Annotated in this window: 16 protein-coding genes and 3 pseudogenes; 9 read left to right on the top strand and 10 right to left on the bottom strand. The window is 64.7% G+C overall.

Features of this window, described 5'->3' with window-relative positions; translation table 11 throughout:
- Nucleotides 1-46 precede the first annotated feature (46 nt).
- Entirely contained in the window at nucleotides 47-562 is a 516-nt protein-coding gene (locus tag OKW26_RS11515; RefSeq protein ID WP_429353670.1) for an Lrp/AsnC family transcriptional regulator, read from the bottom strand.
- A 140-nt stretch (nucleotides 563-702) separates the two neighbouring features.
- Between OKW26_RS11515 and OKW26_RS11510 the strand changes: the two genes are divergently transcribed.
- On the top strand, nucleotides 703-1719 hold the full coding sequence (locus OKW26_RS11510; protein ID WP_429353669.1) for a 1-aminocyclopropane-1-carboxylate deaminase: 1017 nt from the start codon (nucleotides 703-705) through the stop codon (nucleotides 1717-1719).
- 14 nt (nucleotides 1720-1733) lie between these two features.
- Here OKW26_RS11510 and OKW26_RS11505 read toward each other — a convergent pair.
- Nucleotides 1734-2646 (bottom strand): annotated as a pseudogene (locus tag OKW26_RS11505) (LysR family transcriptional regulator).
- Between the two features lie 137 nt (nucleotides 2647-2783).
- On the opposite strand from OKW26_RS11505, the gene OKW26_RS11500 reads away from it, so the two are divergent.
- Both OKW26_RS11500 and OKW26_RS11495 read left to right on the top strand, forming a co-directional pair.
- Nucleotides 2784-3509 (top strand): pirin family protein, encoded by a 726-nt coding sequence (locus OKW26_RS11500; RefSeq protein WP_429353668.1) that lies wholly within the window; start codon nucleotides 2784-2786, stop codon nucleotides 3507-3509.
- Nucleotides 3510-3605: 96 nt separating this feature from the next.
- A complete protein-coding gene (locus OKW26_RS11495; protein ID WP_018425254.1) occupies nucleotides 3606-4019 on the top strand; it encodes a DoxX family protein in 414 nt (137 codons plus the stop codon).
- Nucleotides 4020-4131: 112 nt separating this feature from the next.
- Here OKW26_RS11495 and ahpF read toward each other — a convergent pair whose 3' ends face one another.
- The 3 genes from ahpF to prpR form a co-directional block, all read right to left on the bottom strand.
- The gene (gene ahpF, locus OKW26_RS11490; RefSeq protein ID WP_429353667.1) at nucleotides 4132-5730 is read right to left on the bottom strand and encodes an alkyl hydroperoxide reductase subunit F; all 1599 of its coding nucleotides are present in this window, start codon (nucleotides 5728-5730) and stop codon (nucleotides 4132-4134) included.
- A gap of 172 nt (nucleotides 5731-5902) precedes the next feature.
- On the bottom strand, nucleotides 5903-6466 hold the full coding sequence (ahpC, locus tag OKW26_RS11485) for an alkyl hydroperoxide reductase subunit C (RefSeq protein ID WP_090809789.1): 564 nt from the start codon (nucleotides 6464-6466) through the stop codon (nucleotides 5903-5905).
- 148 nt (nucleotides 6467-6614) lie between these two features.
- Complete coding sequence (gene prpR / locus OKW26_RS11480; protein WP_429353666.1) at nucleotides 6615-8636, bottom strand: propionate catabolism operon regulatory protein PrpR; 2022 nt, start codon at nucleotides 8634-8636, stop codon at nucleotides 6615-6617.
- A gap of 210 nt (nucleotides 8637-8846) precedes the next feature.
- Between prpR and OKW26_RS11475 the strand changes: the two genes are divergently transcribed.
- The 3 genes from OKW26_RS11475 (at nucleotide 8847) to OKW26_RS11465 (ending at nucleotide 12117) form a co-directional block, all read left to right on the top strand.
- Nucleotides 8847-9731, top strand: a complete 885-nt coding sequence (locus OKW26_RS11475; RefSeq protein WP_429353665.1) for an isocitrate lyase/PEP mutase family protein — start codon at nucleotides 8847-8849, stop codon at nucleotides 9729-9731.
- Nucleotides 9732-10002: 271 nt separating this feature from the next.
- Nucleotides 10003-11442 carry an MFS transporter gene (locus OKW26_RS11470; protein WP_184059988.1) on the top strand — a complete coding sequence of 480 codons (1440 nt, stop codon included), beginning with the start codon at nucleotides 10003-10005 and terminating at the stop codon, nucleotides 11440-11442.
- A gap of 237 nt (nucleotides 11443-11679) precedes the next feature.
- Entirely contained in the window at nucleotides 11680-12117 is a 438-nt protein-coding gene (locus OKW26_RS11465) for a GNAT family N-acetyltransferase (protein WP_429353664.1), read from the top strand.
- Nucleotides 12118-12156: 39 nt separating this feature from the next.
- On the opposite strand, the pseudogene OKW26_RS11460 reads toward OKW26_RS11465, so the two are convergent.
- Nucleotides 12157-12297: pseudogene (locus tag OKW26_RS11460) on the bottom strand (2-oxoglutarate-dependent dioxygenase); the annotation flags it as partial.
- A gap of 3 nt (nucleotides 12298-12300) precedes the next feature.
- On the bottom strand, nucleotides 12301-12780 hold the full coding sequence (locus tag OKW26_RS11455) for a nuclear transport factor 2 family protein (protein WP_090809781.1): 480 nt from the start codon (nucleotides 12778-12780) through the stop codon (nucleotides 12301-12303).
- A gap of 284 nt (nucleotides 12781-13064) precedes the next feature.
- Here OKW26_RS11455 and OKW26_RS11450 point away from each other — a divergent pair.
- A pseudogene (locus OKW26_RS11450) lies at nucleotides 13065-13345 on the top strand (LysR substrate-binding domain-containing protein); the annotation flags it as partial.
- 127 nt (nucleotides 13346-13472) lie between these two features.
- Here the strand turns inward: OKW26_RS11450 and OKW26_RS11445 are convergent.
- From OKW26_RS11445 to OKW26_RS11435, 3 genes are all read right to left on the bottom strand, one after another.
- Nucleotides 13473-14912 (bottom strand): nicotinate phosphoribosyltransferase, encoded by a 1440-nt coding sequence (locus tag OKW26_RS11445; RefSeq protein WP_429353663.1) that lies wholly within the window; start codon nucleotides 14910-14912, stop codon nucleotides 13473-13475.
- Between the two features lie 291 nt (nucleotides 14913-15203).
- Complete coding sequence (locus OKW26_RS11440) at nucleotides 15204-16406, bottom strand: AAA family ATPase (RefSeq protein ID WP_429353662.1); 1203 nt, start codon at nucleotides 16404-16406, stop codon at nucleotides 15204-15206.
- 181 nt (nucleotides 16407-16587) lie between these two features.
- Complete coding sequence (locus OKW26_RS11435; RefSeq protein ID WP_184059979.1) at nucleotides 16588-16857, bottom strand: hypothetical protein; 270 nt, start codon at nucleotides 16855-16857, stop codon at nucleotides 16588-16590.
- Between the two features lie 1035 nt (nucleotides 16858-17892).
- Between OKW26_RS11435 and OKW26_RS11430 the strand changes: the two genes are divergently transcribed.
- Together OKW26_RS11430 and OKW26_RS11425 are read left to right on the top strand one after the other, a co-directional pair.
- A complete protein-coding gene (locus OKW26_RS11430; protein WP_143037282.1) occupies nucleotides 17893-18162 on the top strand; it encodes a hypothetical protein in 270 nt (89 codons plus the stop codon).
- A 19-nt stretch (nucleotides 18163-18181) separates the two neighbouring features.
- Nucleotides 18182-19609 (top strand): sigma 54-interacting transcriptional regulator, encoded by a 1428-nt coding sequence (locus tag OKW26_RS11425; protein WP_429353661.1) that lies wholly within the window; start codon nucleotides 18182-18184, stop codon nucleotides 19607-19609.
- The last annotated feature ends 139 nt before the right edge of the window (nucleotides 19610-19748 follow it).

Genomic DNA, 19748 nt, shown 5'->3' with positions numbered 1-19748 from the left:
TATGACAGCATGCGCGCTTTCGCGGGCGGCGGCGCGGCCGCGCGGCTCACAGCGGAAATTTCGTGGTCGACAGGATTTCCTTCAGCACCATGAATGAGCGGATCTGCCGTACGCCCGGCAGATACAGCAACTGCTCGGCGTGCAGTCGATTGAAGCTGTCGCTGTCGCGCGTGCGGATCACCATGAAATAGTCGAACTCGCCGGTCACCACGTGGCACTCCATGCAGCCGGCCACTTTCTGCGCGGCCTTCTCGAACTCGGCGAACGACTCGGGCGTCGAGCGATCCAGTACCACGCCGATGATCACGAGCATGCCCGCGCCGGCCGCCTTTGGATCGAGCAGCGCGACCACGCCGCGAATCAGCCCCGATTCCTTCAAGCGTTCGACGCGCCGCAAACACGCCGGCGCGCTCAGCTTCACTTTCGCGGCGAGCCCCACGTTCGAAATCGACGCGTCGGTTTGCAACTGCCGCAGGATTGCGCGATCGATGCGATCGAGCGGGTGGTGAATCGCGCCGATGCCCGAAGGTGGCGCTCCAGTACGAACTTTCGTTGCGCTCATGACCATATGTACGAAGTTTTATTACGAGGTGGACATTCTTTGATTTCGAAAAATACGTCTAAGCGATTTTTTTCGCAAGCTCATTTCTGGCGGTTTTTCCTAACATGAACTCATGGAAATCACCCCACCACGGAGCCGCGATGAACCTGCAACGATTCCCCCGCTACCCGCTCACCTTCGGACCGACGCCAATTCAACAGCTCAAGCGTCTGAGCGAGCATCTCGGCGGCAAGGTCGAGCTGTATGCCAAGCGCGAGGACTGCAATAGCGGCCTCGCGTTCGGCGGCAACAAGACCCGCAAGCTCGAATATCTGATCCCCGACGCGCTCGCGCAGGGCTGCGACACGCTCGTGTCGATCGGCGGCATCCAGTCGAACCAGACGCGCCAGGTCGCGGCGGTTGCCGCGCATCTCGGCCTGAAGTGCGTGCTCGTGCAGGAGAACTGGGTCAACTACTCGGATGCGGTGTACGACCGCGTCGGCAACATTCAGATGTCGCGCATGATGGGCGCCGACGTGCGGCTCGTGCCGGACGGCTTCGACATCGGCTTTCGCAAGAGCTGGGAAGACGCGCTCGACAGCGTGCGCGCGGCCGGCGGCAAGCCGTACGCGATTCCGGCCGGCTGCTCGGACCATCCGCTCGGCGGCCTCGGCTTCGTCGGCTTTGCCGAAGAGGTGCGTCAGCAGGAAGCCGAACTAGGCTTCAGGTTCGACTACATCGTCGTGTGCTCGGTGACGGGCAGCACGCAGGCTGGCATGGTCGTCGGTTTCGCCGCCGACGGCCGCGCCGATCGGGTTATCGGCATCGACGCATCGGCGAAACCGGCGCAGACACGCGAGCAGATCACGCGCATCGCGAAGCGGACCGCCGAGAGCGTCGAACTGGGCCGCGACATCACCGCGAAGGACATCGTGCTCGACGAGCGCTACGGCGGCCCGGAATACGGTCTGCCGAACGACGGCACGCTCGAGGCGATCCGTCTGTGCGCGCGGCTCGAAGGCATGCTGACCGATCCGGTGTACGAGGGAAAGTCGATGCACGGCATGATCGACAAGGTGCGTAACGGCGAATTTCCGGCCGGCTCGCGCGTACTTTATGCGCACCTGGGCGGCGTGCCGGCGTTGAGCGCGTATAGCTTTATCTTCCGCAACGGTTGATAGGGTTTAGGGGATTAGCCGACGGGCGTCCGCGGTTCGGTCGCGAGCTTCTTCCTCAGATGCCTGCGCAGAAACTCGACGAATGCCCGGATCGTGACCGAGCTTTGCCGATGCTGCGGATACACGGCATAGACGCCCGTCGCCGCCGGCAGGAACGCTTCGAGCACGGGCACGAGTTGTCCGCTTGCGAGCGCATCGGCGACGATGAAATCCGGCAGCCGAACGATTCCAAGTCCCGCGACGGCCGCATCGCGAATCAGATCGCCGTTATTGGCGCGTAACGGCCCGCGCACCTCGACGCTCTTCACCACGCCCTCGACGCTGAAGTCCCAGCTCACCGCGCCGCCGTGGCCGTACAGCAGACATTCGTGGTTCGCGAGATCGCCAGGCACGGCCGGGCTGCCACGCCGGCGCAGATAACCGGGGCTGCAGCACGCCACCATCTTCACATCGATCAGCTTTTGCGCGATCAGCGACGAATCCGCCAGCGTGCCGATACGGATCGCCATATCGAAGCCTTCGCCGACCACATCGACGGCGCGGTCGCTCAGTTCCATGTCGAAGCGCACGTCGCGATGCTCGCGCAGAAACGCCGCGACGAGCGGCGACAGATGCATCATGCCGAACGACATCGGCGCGCTCACGCGTAGCAGCCCGCGCGGCCCGGCGCGGCGCAGCGACATGGCCTGCTCGGCGTCCTCGACCTCGCCGAGGATGCGCTTCGCGCGCTCGTAGAACTCCTGACCCAGATCGGTCACCGCCAGCTTGCGCGTGTTGCGGATCAGCAGTTGCACACCGAGTGCTTCCTCGAGCGCCATCACACGGCGGCTCACGAACTGTTTCGACAGCGACAGCCGGTTGGCCGCGGCGGGTGAAATTGTGGGCGTCGACGGTCGCGACGAAGATGCGCATGTCATCGAGTTGCATCGTATTGTCCACTCCAATGCGACAGTGTTTCCGGTTTTATCATGATTATAGCCATCCGGATTGACCTACACTGTCGTTCATGGATCGCAGCCAAACATCTGGCCCGGATCGCACGACAAAACTCAAGGAGAAAGAGCATGCTCGAAATCAGACACGCCAACCAACGTGGCCGCGCGGAACATGGCTGGCTCAGCTCGCGTCATACGTTTTCGTTCGCGAACTATCACGATCCGAAGCAGAACGGCTTCTCCGACCTGCTCGTGATCAACGACGACCGTGTGGCGCCGGCGCAGGGCTTCGGCAAGCATCCCCATCGCGACATGGAGATCCTTTCGTACGTGCTCGAAGGCGCGCTCGAACACAAGGACACGATGGACACGGGCTCGGTGATCGTGCCGGGCGACATCCAGTTGATGAGCGCGGGCACCGGTGTGGCGCACAGCGAATACAACCATTCGAAGAGCGAACCGGTGCACTTCCTGCAGATCTGGATCGCGCCGGCCCAGCAAGGCACGAAGCCGCGCTATCAGCAACAGCACTTCGGCGCGGCCGACAAGCGCGGTGTGCTGCGGCTCGTGCTGTCGCCGGACGGTGCGAACGGTTCGCTGCAGTTGCAACAGGATGCGCGCGTGTATGCCGGTCTGTTCGACGGTGAGGAAACCGCGCGGCTCGAACTCGCGAAGGACCGCTATGCATATGTTCAGGTGGCGCGCGGCAGCGTCACGGTGAATGGCGTCGAGCTTGGCGAGGGTGACGGCGCGCGGGTGCGGGGTGAAGAAGCGCTGACGTTCACGCAGGGCCGCGATGCGGAAGTGCTCGTTTTCGACCTGCGTAATATCGAAACCTCGGCGTTGTGGGCATAAGCGCTCCGCTTGCGCCGCTATTGACTCAACCTGAACGCGGCTCGCTGGACGACGATTTCCAGCGAGCTTCATCCCTCCACCCTATCGGGAAAAATCATGCGCTACACACTGTTTGAAAACCAGAAAGACGTCGTCGTTCTCGTCGCTCGAATCCTGCTGATGGTGCTGTTCGTGATGTTCGGCTGGTCGAAGCTGACCGGCTTTGCCGGCACCGTCGCTTATATGACGTCGACCGGCGCGCCCGTGCCGGCGTTCTCGGCTGTTATCGCGGTGGTGATGGAGCTTGTGGTGGGCGTCGCGCTGTTAGTGGGATTTTTCACGCGACCGCTGGCGCTGCTGCTTGCGGTGTATACGCTCGGCACCGCGATCATCGGCCATCACTACTGGAACATGACGGGCGCGATGCAGTACGACAATATGATCCATTTCTACAAGAACATCGGCATCATCGGCGGGTTGCTGCTGTTGTGCGTGACCGGCCCCGGCAAGTATTCGTTCGACCGGCGGTGATACCGATTCCCGTGCTTTAAGGAAAAAGGCCCGCACGAATGCGGGCCTTTGTTGCATGCGCAAACTGAAACGGCGGCCCGCGGGCCGCCGTTTGCCTCTCTGAGCTACCGAATCAAACCGCTGCTTCGGCTTCCGCTTCCGCTTCGCTGACCGCCGCGACTTCTTCGCTGTTGCGGATCAGGTGATCGAATGCGGACAGCGATGCCTTCGCACCCTCGCCCATCGCGATCACGATCTGCTTGAACGGCACCGTGGTCACGTCGCCGGCGGCGAACACGCCCGGCACCGACGTCGCGCCGCGCGCATCGACGACGATCTCGCCATGCTTCGACAGCTCGACCGTGCCCTTCAGCCATTCGGTGTTCGGCACGAGACCGATCTGCACGAACACGCCTTCGAGTTCGACGTTCTTCACTTCTCCCGAAGCGAGGTCCTTGTAGACCAGACCGTTGACCTTCTTGCCGTCGCCGGTGATTTCCGTGGTCTGCGCCTGCGTGAGCACCGTCACGTTCGGCAGGCTGCGCAGCTTGCGTTGCAGCACCTCGTCGGCACGCAGCGTCGCACCGAATTCGAGCAGCGTCGCTTCGCGCACGAGACCCGCGAGGTCGATCGCGGCCTCGACGCCCGAGTTGCCGCCGCCGATCACCGCGACGCGCTTGCCCTTGAACAAGGGGCCATCGCAGTGCGGGCAGTACGCGACGCCATGATTGCGATACTCGCGCTCGCCCGGCACGTTGATTTCGCGCCAGCGCGCACCGGTCGCGAGGATGATCGTCTTCGCCTTCAGCACCGCGCCGTTGGCCAGACGTACTTCGATGATGCGCCCCGGAATCAGCGCTTCGGCGCGCTGCACGTCCATGATGTCGACGTCATAGGTCTTCACGTGCTGTTCGAGCGCGGTCGCGAACTTCGGTCCTTCGGTTTCGGTCACGGAGACGAAGTTCTCGATCGCCAGCGTGTCGAGCACCTGGCCACCGAAACGCTCGGCCACGACACCGGTCGCAATGCCCTTGCGCGCCGAGTAGATCGCCGCCGCCGCGCCCGCCGGGCCGCCGCCGACGATCAGCGTGTCGAACACCGGCTTGTTCTCCAGTTGCTTCGCGGCGCGCGCACCGGCGTTGGTATCGAGCTTCGCGAGGATTTCCTTCACGCCGCTGCGGCCCTGGCCGAAGGTTTCGCCGTTCAGGAACATCGTCGGTACCGCCATGATCTGGCGCGCGTCGACTTCGTTCTGGAACAGCGCGCCGTCGATCGCGACGTGACGGATGCGCGGATTGATCAACGCCATCACGTTCAGCGCCTGCACGACTTCCGGGCAGTTCTGGCACGACAGCGAGAAATACGTTTCGAATTGATAGTCGCCGTCGAGGCTGCGGATCTGTTCGATCACCGCATCGTCGAGTTTGACCGGGTGGCCGCCGACCTGCAGCAGTGCGAGGACGAGCGACGTGAATTCATGCCCCATCGGAATGCCGGCGAAACGGATGCCGGTTTCCTTGCCCGCTTCGCCAATCGAGAACGACGGCTTGCGTTCGTCGTCGCCGCGACGCTCGATCACCGTGACGCGCTCCGACAAGGTCGCGATGTCGTTCAGCAGGGCCAGCAGCTCCTGGGACTTCGCGCTGTCATCGATCGACGCGACGAGCTCGATAGGCTTGCTAACTTTTTCGAGGTACGACTTCAGTTGAGTCTTGAGATTGACGTCGAGCATGGCGTTGCGATTCCGTGACGAGGGGTGTGGGTGTCCCGGCGCCGCACGCATCCGGATAGGACGTGTTGGGCCCGGGGACGCACGAAGCGCCGTATCAGGCGATTCGCGCGGTGAAGCGCCGGGAAGATCCCGGCAGATGCAGACTGCGGGTGCAGCGTGAGTTGCGCGGACCTTAGATCTTGCCGATCAGGTCGAGCGACGGGGTCAGCGTTTGCGCGCCCGGCGTCCACTTGGCGGGGCACACTTCGCCCGGGTGCTTGGCGATGTACTGAGCGGCCTGAACCTTGCGCAGCAGTTCGCCAGCGTCACGGCCGATGCCGTTGTCGTGGATTTCGCACAGCTTGATCTCGCCTTCCGGGTTGATCACGAACGTGCCACGCAGCGCGAGGCCTTCTTCTTCGATCAGCACGTCGAAGTTGCGCGAGATAGCGAGCGTCGGGTCAGCCAGCATCGGGTACTTGATCTTGCGGATCGTATCCGACGTGTCGTGCCAGGCCTTGTGCGTGAAGTGCGTATCGGTCGACACGCTGTAGATTTCCACGCCCAGCTTCTTGAAATCTTCATAACGATCGGCCAGGTCACCGAGTTCGGTCGGGCACACGAACGTGAAGTCGGCCGGGTAGAACACGAAAACCGACCACTTGCCCTTCAGGCTTTCTTCAGTGACGGTCTGGAAATCGCCGTTGTGAAAAGCCTGTGCTTTGAACGGTTTGACTTGACTGTTGATGATCGGCATTTGCTAAATCCTCTCTTTGAGGGGGTTGGAAAGTGGAGCCAGTATGTCAGACTGCGCTTAATAGGTAAAGTGGATTGTGTTAATGAGTTCGATAGTCCCACACTATTCATGTCGTCGGTTGAAACTATCGGACGATTTGCCGGGCGTTTCAGCCCTTCAGAAGCCGCCACAGCGTGGTTCTGCCGATGCCGAGCGCTCGGCTCGCGGCGGCGCGATTGCCGCCCGATTGTTCGAGAGCGCGCAGCGCAGCCTCACGGCTGGGGGTAGCGCGGGGCGCCGTACTGCCGGGCGCAGGGCCCGGAGGCGCCTGTGTGATCTGCTCGACCTCGACCGCCCTGATCCGGAAGAACTCGGGAAACACGGCCTGCCGGTCTGGCAAGGCGTCGGCAGTCAAGTTCCCAGACATCTCGTTGATTGGCTCACCGATATAAATCGCCGCGCGGGCCAGGAGATTTTCCAGTTCACGGACGTTACCGGGCCACGCGTAATCCGCAAAAAGCGGGGCGAGAAACACGAGCACCCGCTCGAGCCCCGCCGCCGACAAGCCGTACTGCAGCGCGCCGCGCTCCAGCAGATGCCGCGCCAGCGGCGCGATGTCGGCACGGCGTTCGCGCAGCGGCGGCAATTTTATCTGAAGCAGATTTAATCTGAAATACAGGTCCGCGCGAAACGCGCCCTCCTCGACGAGCGCGTGCAGATCGCGGTGCGTCGCGGCGATCACCCTCACGTCGACCGGCGTCGCGCGGCCGGCGCCGAGCTTCATCACCTCGCGCTCCTGCAGCACGCGCAATAGCCGGCTTTGCAGCGCGGCCGGCATTTCGCCGATCTCATCGAGAAAAATAGTGCCGGTGTGCGCGATTTCAAACAACCCCGGCTTGCCGCCGCGCCGCGCACCCGTGAACGCCCCTTCCTCGTGTCCGAACAGTTCGCTTTCGATCAGCCCCTCGGGCACCGCCGCGCAGTTGAACGCGACGAACGGATTGCCGCGCCGCCGGCTCGCGTTGTGGATGCCCTGTGCGACCAGTTCCTTGCCGGTGCCGCTTTCGCCGCTCAGGAGCACGGTCGCGTCGTGCGCGGCGCCGGCGCGCGCGAGCCGGCGCACGCGCTCGAGCGCCGCCGAAGCGCCGATCAGATCGTCGAGCCGGTGCCGCGCGACCAGATGCCTCGGCCGCTGGCTGGTGCGCAGGGAACGGTCGATCCGCTGCGCAACGAGCGCGTCCTGCGCCGTCACGACGAAACCGGCGCGTGCGCCCTGCTCGACGATCGGCACACAGCCGACGATCAGTGCGCGGCCGCCGATCTGTTCGATGCGTTCGTCGACCGGCTGGTCGGCGGCGCGCGTCTCGCGCAGCAGCGGCGCGAGCGCGCGCGCGACTCGTGCGGGGGTGTCCTCGTCGTCGTTTGGGACCGCCTGCGCGGCGCCTAGACCGAGCAGTTCGAGCATTGCCGGGTTGACGGCTTCGAGCTGGGCGGCTTCGTCGAACGCGGCGACGCCGTCGCGCAGATGCGCGACGATCGTGTTCAGGCGCACCCGCTTCGATTCCTTCTGGCGGCTCACCCGCGCCAGTTCGACCGAGCGCTCGAACGCTTCCTCGACCGCGGCAAGCGAATACAGGAACACGCTTTCCATGCCGGCCTCCTGCGCCAGATCGCAGGCCATGCCAGCGCCGACCACCACGCGGCAGCCCTGCACGGCGAGTTCATCGACTGCGAGCCGCACTTCGTCGAGCGACCGATACGCGCGCTGCCGCAGATCGACGTTCAAGAGCGGGCTCAGGTCGGCCAGCTCCTGCGCGATTGCTTCGTGCAGCACGAGCCCGATGCGCGCCTGCGGCCATGTGGCGGTCGCGCGCGTGATCGCGCTCAACACGTCGAAGCCATTCACCTTGACCATTACCACCGGCACGCTGAGGTTCTCGCGCAGGTATGCGCCGTTCGAGCCGGCGGACAGTACGACGTCGACCGAACCTGCGTCCACGTAAGCCTGCAGCGCGGCGACGGCCGCGCCGTAGCCCTCCCGCACCGAGAAGAACTTCGCCCGGCCCGCGTAGCGCGGCGCCACCGCCTCGCAAAGCGACTGCAGTCGGCTGATACTGACGAGTGCGACACCGGGCCGCCCGGCATCGACGGCGGAGCCAGGATTCGCGACAAATGGGGTGAACGTGGACACGCGGCTCTCCTTGATTGAAACGTTCCTCGAAACGTTTCATGAAACGTTTCACCGATTGTGCCATGAACGTCCAGGCAGGAGGTCATATCGCGCAAACCCTTGTTCCAGCGGCACGACCGGCGAACTGCCGTTCAATGCCGTTCAATGGCACGCTTCCTGCAGAATGTCGGCCGCGTTCCCTTACCGATTTCCCTTCTGGAGACCTGCATCATGACCACCACTTCCGCCACCCGCCGCGCCGCGTTCCGCGCCAAGGTCAATCAGCGTCAGGGCCTGCTCGTGCCCGGCGCGTTCAACGCGATGAGCGCGCGCGTGATCGAGGACGCCGGCTTCGAGGCGGTCTACATCACCGGCGCGGGCGTCACCAACATGTCGCTCGGTCTACCCGACCTGGGCTTCATCGGCCTTGCCGAAGTCGCAGAGCACACCGCGCGCATCCGCGACGCGGTCGCGCTGCCGCTGATCGTCGATGCCGACACCGGCTTCGGCAACGCGCTGAACGTGCGCCAGACCGTGCGCGTGCTCGAGCGCAGCGGCGCCGACGTGATCCAGTTCGAAGATCAGGTGATGCCGAAAAAATGCGGCCACTTCTCGGGCAAGGAAGTCGTCGCGGCGAGCGAGATGGTCGGCAAGATCCGCGCGGCTGTCGACGCGCGCGAAGACGCGAACCTGCAGATCATGGCGCGCACGGACGCGGCCGCGGTCCACGGCATCGAGGACGCGATCGAGCGCGGTCATCGCTTCATCGAGGCGGGCGCCGACATCCTGTTCATCGAGGCGACCGAATCGCTCGCCGACATCGAGCGTCTGCCGGGGCTGTTCAATGTGCCGCAGCTGATCAACATCGTGATCGGCGGCAAGACGCCGGTGCAGTCGCGCGACGCGCTCGCGAAGCTCGGCTACGGCATCGTGCTGTACGCGAATGCGGCGCTGCAGGGCGCGGTGCTCGGCATGCAGCGCGCGCTCGGCACGTTGCAAAGCAACGGCCGCCTCGACGAGGACGCGGCGATCGTCGCGCCGTTCAGCGAGCGCCAGCGGCTCGTCAACAAGCCGCTGTATGACCGGCTGGACAAGGAGTACGCGGGGAAGGACTGACGCTCGGGCGGCGGCGCGGCGGTGCGACGCGCTGCATGCCTGCGCGATATGGGACCCTTTATTGCGTTAGGATTCAGGGCTGGCAATCAGGCAAGCTGATGTTCGCGGCGCCGGCCTCGTCCGCGGGGCCGTTCTCCCGGCTGCCGGCAGAAGCACGAAAACGCAAACGAAAGGTAGTCGCAAGCACCATGAAGTCAAACTCTTCACGCGCCCCGCGCGGGCTCGTCAATTGTCTTTCAGCGCGCACGCGCGCAGCACGGGAGCTCGCCCGATGAGCTGCAGCGGCACCCGCACCGCGCACGTCGGCTGGCTGCCGTACATCGTCGCGGCTACCTTCTTCATGGAGTACCTCGACACCACGGTGATCGCCACCGCGCTGCCGCAGATGGCGCGTTCGTTCGGCGTCGGCCCGAACAGCCTGAGTCTCGGCATGACCGCCTACATGCTCGCGCTCGCGATCTTCATCCCGGCGAGCGGCTGGGTCGCCGACCGCTGCGGCGCGCGCACTGTGTTCGTCAGCGCGATCGGCGTGTTCACGGTCGCGTCGGTGCTGTGCGGACTGTCGCAGAACGTGCCCGAGTTCACGGCCGCGCGGCTGCTGCAAGGCATCGGCGGCGCGATGATGGTGCCGGTCGGCCGTCTCATCGTGGTCCGCAGCACCGAGAAAGCTCGCATGATGCAGGCGATCTCGACGATCACATGGCCGGCCATCGCGGCGCCGGTGGTCGGCCCGCCGATCGGCGGCTTCATCACGACCTACGCGTCGTGGCGCTGGATCTTCCTGCTGAACGTGCCGTTCGGCCTCGCGGCGATTGCCATCGCGCTCGCCATCGTGCCGAACCTGCGCGGCACCGAACGCAAGCCGCTCGACGTCGTCGGCCTGCTGCTGAGCGGCGTCGCGCTGACCGCGATTCTGTACGGCGCGGAACTCGCGAGCCAGCCGGCCACCAATCCGTGGCTCGCGGTCTCGATCGTGGCGGGCGGCCTGCTGGTCGGCGCGCTCGCGTTCCAGCATGCGAAGCGTCATTCGTATCCGCTCGTCGACGTATCGACGCTGAAGGTGCCGACGTTTTCCGTGACGGTCATCACCGGTTCGTTCACGCGCATTGGCATCGGCGCGGTGCCCTATCTGATGCCGCTGCTGTTCCAGGTCGGTTTCGGGCTGTCGGCGTTCCGCTCGGGGCTGCTGCTGCTCGCGAGCGCGCTCGGCAATCTCGGCATGAAGGCGCTGACCACGCGCATCCTGCAGCGCTATGGCTTCCGGATGGTGTCGATCGTCGACGTGGCGGTGGCCGGCATTTTCATCATCGCGTGCGGACTGCTGACGCCGGACGTGCCGCTCGTGTTCGTGCTGATCGTCGTGTTCGTGTACGGCGTCGCGCGCTCGATGCAGTTCTCGACGCTCGCGACGCTCGCCTATGCCGACATCCCGCAGCCGCAGATGAGCGCGGCGAGTACGCTGTGGAGCGCGGCCGCGCAGATGACGATCGGTCTCGGCATCGCGTTCGGCGCGGTGTCGCTGCGCGTCGCGGCGCTGTTCAACGGCGAGACGACCGGCCACGTGTTCACGCTCGACGATTTCCGCCTCGCGTTCCTGTTCGCGGGCGTGCTGACGCTGCTGTCCGTGCTTGGATATATGCGGCTCGCCCGCAATGCCGGGCAGAGTATCGGTGGGGGTTCGCGCGGCGGCGAAACTCCGGCGAAGAGCTAGGGTCTGTTCACGCTAATAACGGGCTTGCGAACGTGCCTTTGCGCGCGTAGTGCAAGGAGAGAGGAGCGCCGTTTGGCCGAGCCAAACAAGCGACGACCGACGCCGCAATACGGGCGGAAAGGCACGTTCCCCTGTTTTAAAAAACCTTCAAGGGGCTGGCCGCCAGAAGGGCCCGTTATTAGCGTGAACAGACCCTATGGGACGCGCAAGCGCAGCGCGATCAAAAGGAGACGTGCCGTGCAAGCAGGCGAACTGACGATTTTCAGCCGCATCGACGATCTCGACCTCGACCTCGTCTACACATTCCTGTCGCAGGAAACGCCGTGGGCGCGAGGCATGCCACGCGCGACCTTCAAGCGCGCCGTCGCCGGGTCGCTGTGCTTCGGCGGGTTTGTCGACGGCAAGCAGATGGCGTTCGCGCGCCTCGTCACCGACGAGGCGACCTTCGCCTACCTATGCGACGTGTTCGTGCTGCCCGCGTATCGCGGCCAGGGCTATGCGTCGGCGTTGATGAAACATATCTTTGCGAGCCCTTCGCTCGTCACGCTGCGCAGAATCATGTTGGTCACGACCGACGCGCATCACGTCTATGCGCCGCATGGGTTCACGTCGCTCGAGAACCCCGAGCGGTATATGGAGCTGCATCGACCGGATGTTTACAAAGTGGCCGAATAGGCCCCGCCTCGGCACGCCTCCCACTGATGTGACCCAGCCTCAGCCGTACGCGCGCTCGCGCATCCACTTCGTCATGATCCACTTATCGCCGGCAAGCACCGGCGCGCCGCCGTGCAGAGTCGACGGATCGAGCTGGCGCTGGCCATTCATGTAGCAGAAATACACCGCGCCGCCCGCACGCACCTAGTCGCGCGTCAACTGCCCGCGATAGTGCAGCAGCCCTCGGCGCGCCTGCTGCCGGAGCATCCGCTGCACGAACGGCGACCAGCCGAACAGCGTGCCGCGCACGCCCATCGCCTGGCGCATCCACAGCCACAAATCGAAGCGGTCGCGATGCTCGACGATGAGCCCATCGCGGAACACGAAACGCGCCTCGATCCGGTTCACGACGTCGCGCCCCGTCTGGACGAAACGGTAGCGCGCCACCCACTGCGCGCGGCCGGTATGGTCGTCCGCCTCGATGTCGCTGAAGCTCAGCGTGAAGTCTTGCGCATGCTTGACGAGCATGCGCCACATGTCGCGCGCTTCGTCGCCGACCAGCTCGCCGAAAGCGGGGTCGCTGAAGACGACGTCGTCGGCATAACAGGCGACCATGGTCTCGGCGTCGCGTTGCTGGAAGGCGGTGTAGAAACGTTCGATCAGCTCGGTGTTGGGATGGCTCATTGATGTCGTATGGTGTATTGCGGGAGCGCGTCATGCACGCGCAGCGTCGCGCCGCGCTCCGGAAAAACAGCCCGCGCGCGGTAGGCGGCGGGGATGGCGCACACGATATCGGAAAACGGCGTGAAACGGGGGCCGGCGCGAGCCGACGACGGCTTTTACCCTCCCGATACCGCTCCCTTGAAGCGCACCACCTCCGCCCGCCCGGCGAGCTTCCACACTACCGCCGCCACCGACGCCGCGACGAGCGCCGCTACCCCCAGCGCCGCCGCAAAACCCGCGGCGAAGGCACCTTCGAAGTCGCGCGGCGCGGGCGCTTCTCACTTCGGCTCGGGCCGCGTCCGGGTACGCTCGCGGCCGTGCTCGCCTGCGTGTCGCTCGGCGGTTATGTGTGTCGGTCGTGCCGCATACGCTCGCCGATTGCATCGCGCTGCCGGGCGTCGTCTACCGTGACATCGCCGGTCGGGCGATTGGGTCCAAAATCGCGCTCGCGTTTCGTCGGCACGAGCGAGCGCCAGCCGTCAAGGCGTTCCTGCGCTTCGCGCGCGATGGTAAACATTCACGCTGACGGCAGCGTCGCTACGTTGACCGGGGTCGGCGTCCTGTCGGATATTGCGGTAGGTCTGCACTTCATGCAGCACTGGGCGCTGACGACCCACCCGCTCGTTACCATGCCGATGCGTCAGAAAGCTGGATCAACCTTCGTCCGCATAGGCGCGGCCTCGAATCTCGGCCAGCGACGTATCGACCAGCAAGCGGCCCGCATCGAACACCGTCTCGAGCGCTTCGTCCCACTCGCCCTCCACCGTGCTCCCGTCCCACGCGATCGGCAACGTGACCGTCCGGTACTCGCCGGTGCGGCGATGGCGCAGCAAGGTGAGCCGGCCCTTCATCGAGCGCTTGGCGTGATCCGTGACTGGATCCTTCGACACATCGTGCCACGTGTCGCCTAGCCGGATCGCCGAGCACTTCATCGCGAAGCGCTGCGTATCGCGGTTGATCTGCTGCAACAGCGCACCGCCCATACCGAACACGATGTTGTCGGTGGCGAAGCCGGCCTCGTCCATCGCGGCGAGGATCGCGACGATCGAATCCGGGTTCACGCCGTCACCCTGAATCACGCGCACATGGTCGAGCACGCGCCGCCCCTTGCTGTTGGTCTGCGACCCGAACGAAGCCTCCAGCGAGCGCAGCGTGTGCAGGACGATCGTGCACGGATCGCCGGAGTCCGGGCGAATCACGAGCATGCCGCCGGAATCGAGCACGGCCTGCTTCAGCTCGCCGCCCCATGCGTTCAGCGCGGCGAACAGGTCGTAAGAGTCGGACACCACCGAAACGATCGCGCCCGGCTTGCCGAAGCGGGCGATCATGTTGCGATACGCGTCGACTTCGCGCTCGCGGCCCCACGACGTGATCGTGCTGTGCTCGGCCGCCGGCACCGAGAACGCGGCCATGCGGTCGCGGTAGTAGTGATTCGCCGCAACCACGCCGAGCACCGTATCCGAGCCCATGAAGCTGACGAGATGTGCCGCGCCGCCGATCGCCGCCGACTCCGCGCTCGACACGCCGCGCGCGCCGAAATCGTGCAGCTTGAACGGTAGCTGCGAGAGATCGTCGCTGCTTTTCAGCAGATACGCGCGGATCGTCTGGCGCAGATGCCAGCTTTGCGTCGCGACCGTGATCGGATACCACACGCGCATCAGCATCGTCTCCAGATACGACGTGAGCCAGAACACCTGCGGATCGTCGCATTCGACGGTGACGAGCACGTTGTGCGTGGGCACGACCGAGCCTTCGGGCGCCGCGCGAATCCGCACCGGCAGATGGCCGCCGTATCGCTGCACGACGTAGCGCCAGCCCGCCTCGTTGAACGGCTCGCCGTGCGCGCTGAAGAAGGTCCGCGCCTGGTCGATCATCGCGCCGGTAACCGGCCGGCACAGGTACTCCTTCAGCAGCATCTGCAAGCCGAAGAACAGCGTGCGGCCGTAACGTCCGCCGCGCGATTCGATGTACGAGAACATCGCCGTCGCGTCGGGCGGATATTGCAGATAGTGCGATGCCTTGTACGAATCCGTATTCAGAATCGGATTGGAGAGGATCGACGCGAGGTCGCTGAAACCCTGCGCGTTTTGCATGGACGGTGCTGCGCTCACGTGATTTTCTCGCTGGAGTGACCGGACGGCGCGAGCCTGCCCGACGCTTTCGAAACTCTGAGGCCGCGGCTCTACGCCTACAGACTATGCCGGGGATGACCCTGTATCTCACCTTACTACGGTATGCGCGATAGCGCTCGTCGTCGGACTGCAGCTTCTCTTCGCGCAGGATGAGTCTGGCCCGCAGCGCCAACTCCAGCCGCAGACAATCATCCTCCGGATCTCGAGGTTCACCAGTAGAAGACCGGGCTAGAGCAGCGAGTAGACGTCGTCCTAGCCCCCCGGCTTCAATTGCGGCGGCAGATTCGGCCACGTCGCGAGCAACCTGCCGAGCATGCTCCTGCGGCGCTCCGCACTCGCGGGCCACAGCATGTTCGCGAGCAGCACGATACCTTGCGCGAGCCCGCTGTCGCGCGCGCACGCGACGAGCGGCACGCCGCGGCTGAGCGCATCGTTGACGTGCTGATCGTCGCGCGGCAGTTGATGCGCGACCCTCGCGCCGAGCGTGCGTTCGAGCATCGGCAGATTGATCTGCGCGTCCTTGTCGTACTGGTTGACGACGACCCGCACCTTGCTGGACGGATGCCCCAGTTCGCGAAAGATATCGAGCATGCGGCGCGCGCCATGCAGGTACAGCGGGTTCTGCCGCACCACCATGCAGATCGCGTCGCTATGCGCGAGCGCGCGGATCGTCGACGGATTCAGGCTCGGGCCGACGTCGATCAGCACCGCGTCGTAGCGCTCGCGCACCAGCGTCAGAATCCGGTCCAGCTGAGCGGGCAGCAGTTCGGCGGCCTTCAACGGATCGCCGGCGCCGGCGAGCAGATCCAGGTTCGGGCACACGTGCATCGCGCACGCGTCGAACAGCGCCGGGTCGAGTTGCTCGTTGCGCGAGCACAGATCGACGAGCGTCATGGGCGGGGGGCGATTCGCCATCAGCAGGCTCGCGTCGGCGAATTGCTGGCTCAGGTCGATCAGCAGCACGCGCCGCTCACGCCGCGCGGCGAGCGCGCACGCGAGGTTGACCGCGATCAGCGTGGTGCCGCTACCGCCCTTGCTCGACGCCAGGGTGACCACGCGCGCGTGGCGCCGCTCGGGCTCGCGGCGCCGCGCTTCGATCTGCGCAAACGCATCGACGACGGCCTGACGATCGAGCGGCCACGACAGCACCTGGCGCACGCCGACGCGCAGCGCCGCGCCGATCAGCGCGGTGGACGGCGCCGGCGTCACCAGCATGCAATGGAGCGTCGGCGCGCAGGCGAGCGTTTCCTCGATGCCGTCTAGTCCGCGGACGCTCAGATTGGCGTCGTCGACGATCAGCAGGTCGGCGCCGCGGACCACGCGCGCGTGCATCGGCAGTTGCCGGGCCGGGCCGAACGCGGTGCGCAGCCGGTAACGCACGCCGCTCTCTTCGAGCCGCACGACGATTCGCTGCGCGTTTTCGATGCTCGCGGCAATCAGGAAGATGTCGATCATGGCAGCTCTGCGGCGCTTGGCGCGTCATGCGCGGGCTTTTATTCCAGTCGTCTGTTCACGATCGACGACGCAGGCTTCGGCGCGAGTTCCTTACCGCGACGCTCCCCCGTGAAAACCATGAGCCGGCAAACGGTGTTATCGAATTCCTGCGCGGTCGCTGCGAGCCGACGAGCGGCAAGCGTCAGACGTCGGTTTCATCGTCGTCGCGCCGCTGCGCCGCGCTGCGTTCAGCGCGCACCGGCATGGCGTACAGCGCGTCGCGCAGCAGGTCGCGGCGGATCTCGGCTTGCGCTCGGCGCTCGAGCGCCTCGGCGACGACGAGCGTCAGCAGATCGACCGACGAGCCCGCCGCCTGCGCGAAAAAGCGCGCGCGCGATGCCGCGACATACCGCCGGTAAGTGCTTCTGGTTCCTCCCGAAGCGGCCGGCCTGCGAATCAGTTGTGGTTTCATGTCAGCCCCCGATGTCGAGCAGATTTGCGCCAGGTCACGCCGTCTGGTCTCAGCGCCCCGGCCGTTGGGCCAGGTCGCCGTGCCCGTGCCAACCCACGGACACGGCCCCTGGTTCACCTCGTACATTCGTCTCTCTGTGGAGACTAGCGTCTCTCCCCGCTTCATCGCGCCGGCCGATCCTGATCCGGCGCTGCCCCTTCCCTTTGCGGCGCGTCGCTCGCGAACGTTGCCAGCGCGTTGCCTGTCGTTATCGCCACCCTTTTCGCGTCGTGAGGACAAAAAGTCGAAAAGGAAAAACGGCGAAGTCGTTGCCCTTTTTCGTCCGGTTTTGAATGGCCGCCAAACCGGTCCGCCACTCACCCGTTTGCTAACGTATTTAGAAGGCCCCGCCGCGCTCCCGCAAACACCTGATGGCTTCCCCGACCATGTCTGCGAGTGACTTTTTTACCGCCGGTCTTTTTTAATCCGGTTTTCCCCGTACCGTCGACCTGGCGGCAAAACATTTTTCTGTGCAGATCTTATTGCAATGGTTATGCCAACACGCATTCGAATTTGTAAGGCACCCGCCAAAGCTTCACTCTGGCGAGAAATCGGTTTGCTTTTGACGCAGTGCGAACCGGCCCGATTTTTGGCGTGGCGCGCATTGATTCGTTTCTGACACGCCAAAATCGCTGCACGCTGGCCGCAAAGCGCGCCTCCCGCTCCGTCTCGCCAGCCTGCTGACAGGCCGCGGGGCCGGCCGCACGCGGCTTCGCCGCTCCTTCCGACTGGCAAAGCGCCCCACCCGGCGCGGCAAAGCGCATTCGACTCGCGCTGTCCAATCTGTCGCAACTGTGAAACACGACTGCTCGCGCTCCGTCCGTTTTAGTCACGCCTTAATACCAGGACAATTGCTACGCAATGTGCGATTGCGCGCATAACCGGCCTTGACCGCTTATTCATTAGTGATCCGTGTTAATCCGAAAATCCAACCCGCATTCTTCATCCATGTTTCTTTGTCTGGCGCTTTCAGGCGCTTTCGCTTATCGTTAGGCCATGCGCCAATCAGAGCGCTTCTATCAGGTCAACGAGGCAAGCCACGGTTCAAGTGGTTTTCACGGTTCGGGGAAAAAATCGCCGGGCAGTTTCAGCAATGAACGACAAGGTCGCCGCCATTGCATGAATCGGTCCGCCATGCAGCGCGTTCCGGTTCGCGCCGCGCTTGAAGCGTGTCCCTTGTTCGTGATTGCTGCTGTCGTGAATGCGTCGCAGCCGGAGTGCAGCAACTGGCCGCCTGAATCTCACAACGTCGCACGGCAGTCCTGAGGATCGAACGGGGGGAACCATGACTACGACTTGCACGCCGGCCGATATGGAACGCACGGTTCTGTACGTGGCGAACGCGCCCGACCAGATACTCGTCGAGTTTCTGGCCGCGTCGGGATGGCAAGCCGTGCACGCAAAAAGCACGGCCGTGGCGGAACGCATGATCGAACGCGGCAACATCAAGGTCGGTCTCGTTCAGTTGCCCGAAGATTGCACGTCACAGCAGCTTTCCGCGCTCGCGCTGTGCATGCGCCGCGTCGAAACCAACTGGGTCGCGCAGATCGTGCCGGGCCAGGCCAACAACGAGCTGGTCAGCCGTTTCATCCTCGATTACTGCTTCGACTTCGTCACGCAGCCGTGGCTCAACGAGCGGCTCGTGTTCGCGCTCGGCCACGCGCATGGGCTGTCGAGCCTGCGTCAGCCGCGCGTCGCGCCGGAGCCGTCGCTCGGCCGCCACGGCATGGTCGGGCAATGCGAGCCGATGCAGCAGCTCTACCGGCGCATCGACAAATGCGGCGTGACCGATGCGCCGGTGTTCATCGCGGGCGAATCGGGCACCGGCAAGGAGCTGACCGCTCGTGCTATTCACGACCGCTCGCCGCGCGCGGGCCGCACGTTCGTCGCGATCAATTGCGCGGCGATTCCGCCGAGCCTGTTGCAGGCCGAACTGTTCGGCCACGAGCGCGGCGCTTTTACCGGCGCGGTGCAACGCAAGCTCGGCCGGATCGAGAGCGCGCATGAAGGCACGCTGTTTCTCGACGAAATCGGCGACATGCCGCACGAATGCCAGGCGGTGCTGCTGCGCTTCCTGCAGGAAGGCACGATCGAGCGGCTTGGCGGCAACGGTCCGATCAGCGTCGACGTGCGTGTGATCTCGGCCACCCACGTCGATCTGGAGCGCGCCGTCGAAGACGGGCGTTTCCGTTCCGACCTCTATCACCGGCTGTGCGTGCTGCGCCTCGTCGAGCCGCCATTGCGCGAGCGCGGCGGCGACATCAAGCTACTCGCCAATTACGCGCTCAGCATGTACAAGCAGGACGGCGCGCGTAAGCTGCGCGGCCTGTCGAGCGACGCGATCGTCGCGATGTCGAACTATCCGTGGCCCGGCAACGTGCGCGAGCTGATCAACTGCGTGCGCCGCGCGGTCGTGATGAGCGAGGGCCGCTTCATCACCGCGAGCGACCTCGGCCTGCCCGAAGCTGACAATGGCCCGGCGGTCACGCTGGCGGAAATCCGCAGCAAGGCCGAAAAGGATGCGATCGAGAACGCGCTGCTGCGGCACGGCTACAAGCTGTCCGATGCGGCGGCCGAACTCGGCATTTCGCGCGCGACGCTGTACCGGCTGATGCACGCGAACCGGCTGCATCAGGAGCCGGCCGGACGCGGCGCGAGCAGCGGCCCCCATGCCGATGACGAAGCAGAGCGGCAGACCTCTTCAGTGGCATAAGCGCGGATTTAAGCGTTTTTTGTAGTGAACGCTTAGCAGCGCACGGTCAGGGCGATTGAGCATTCCCGACTTTCCGCGCTCTGCCCGCACGTAGCGTGGTCGTCGAGAACATCCTCGCGCCGCCGCCAGCATTGCCACC

The organism is Paraburkholderia sp. 32 (assembly GCF_050435345.1).
GTDB lineage: Bacteria > Pseudomonadota > Gammaproteobacteria > Burkholderiales > Burkholderiaceae > Paraburkholderia > Paraburkholderia tuberum.
This window is presented reverse-complemented; position numbering and strand designations above follow the sequence as displayed.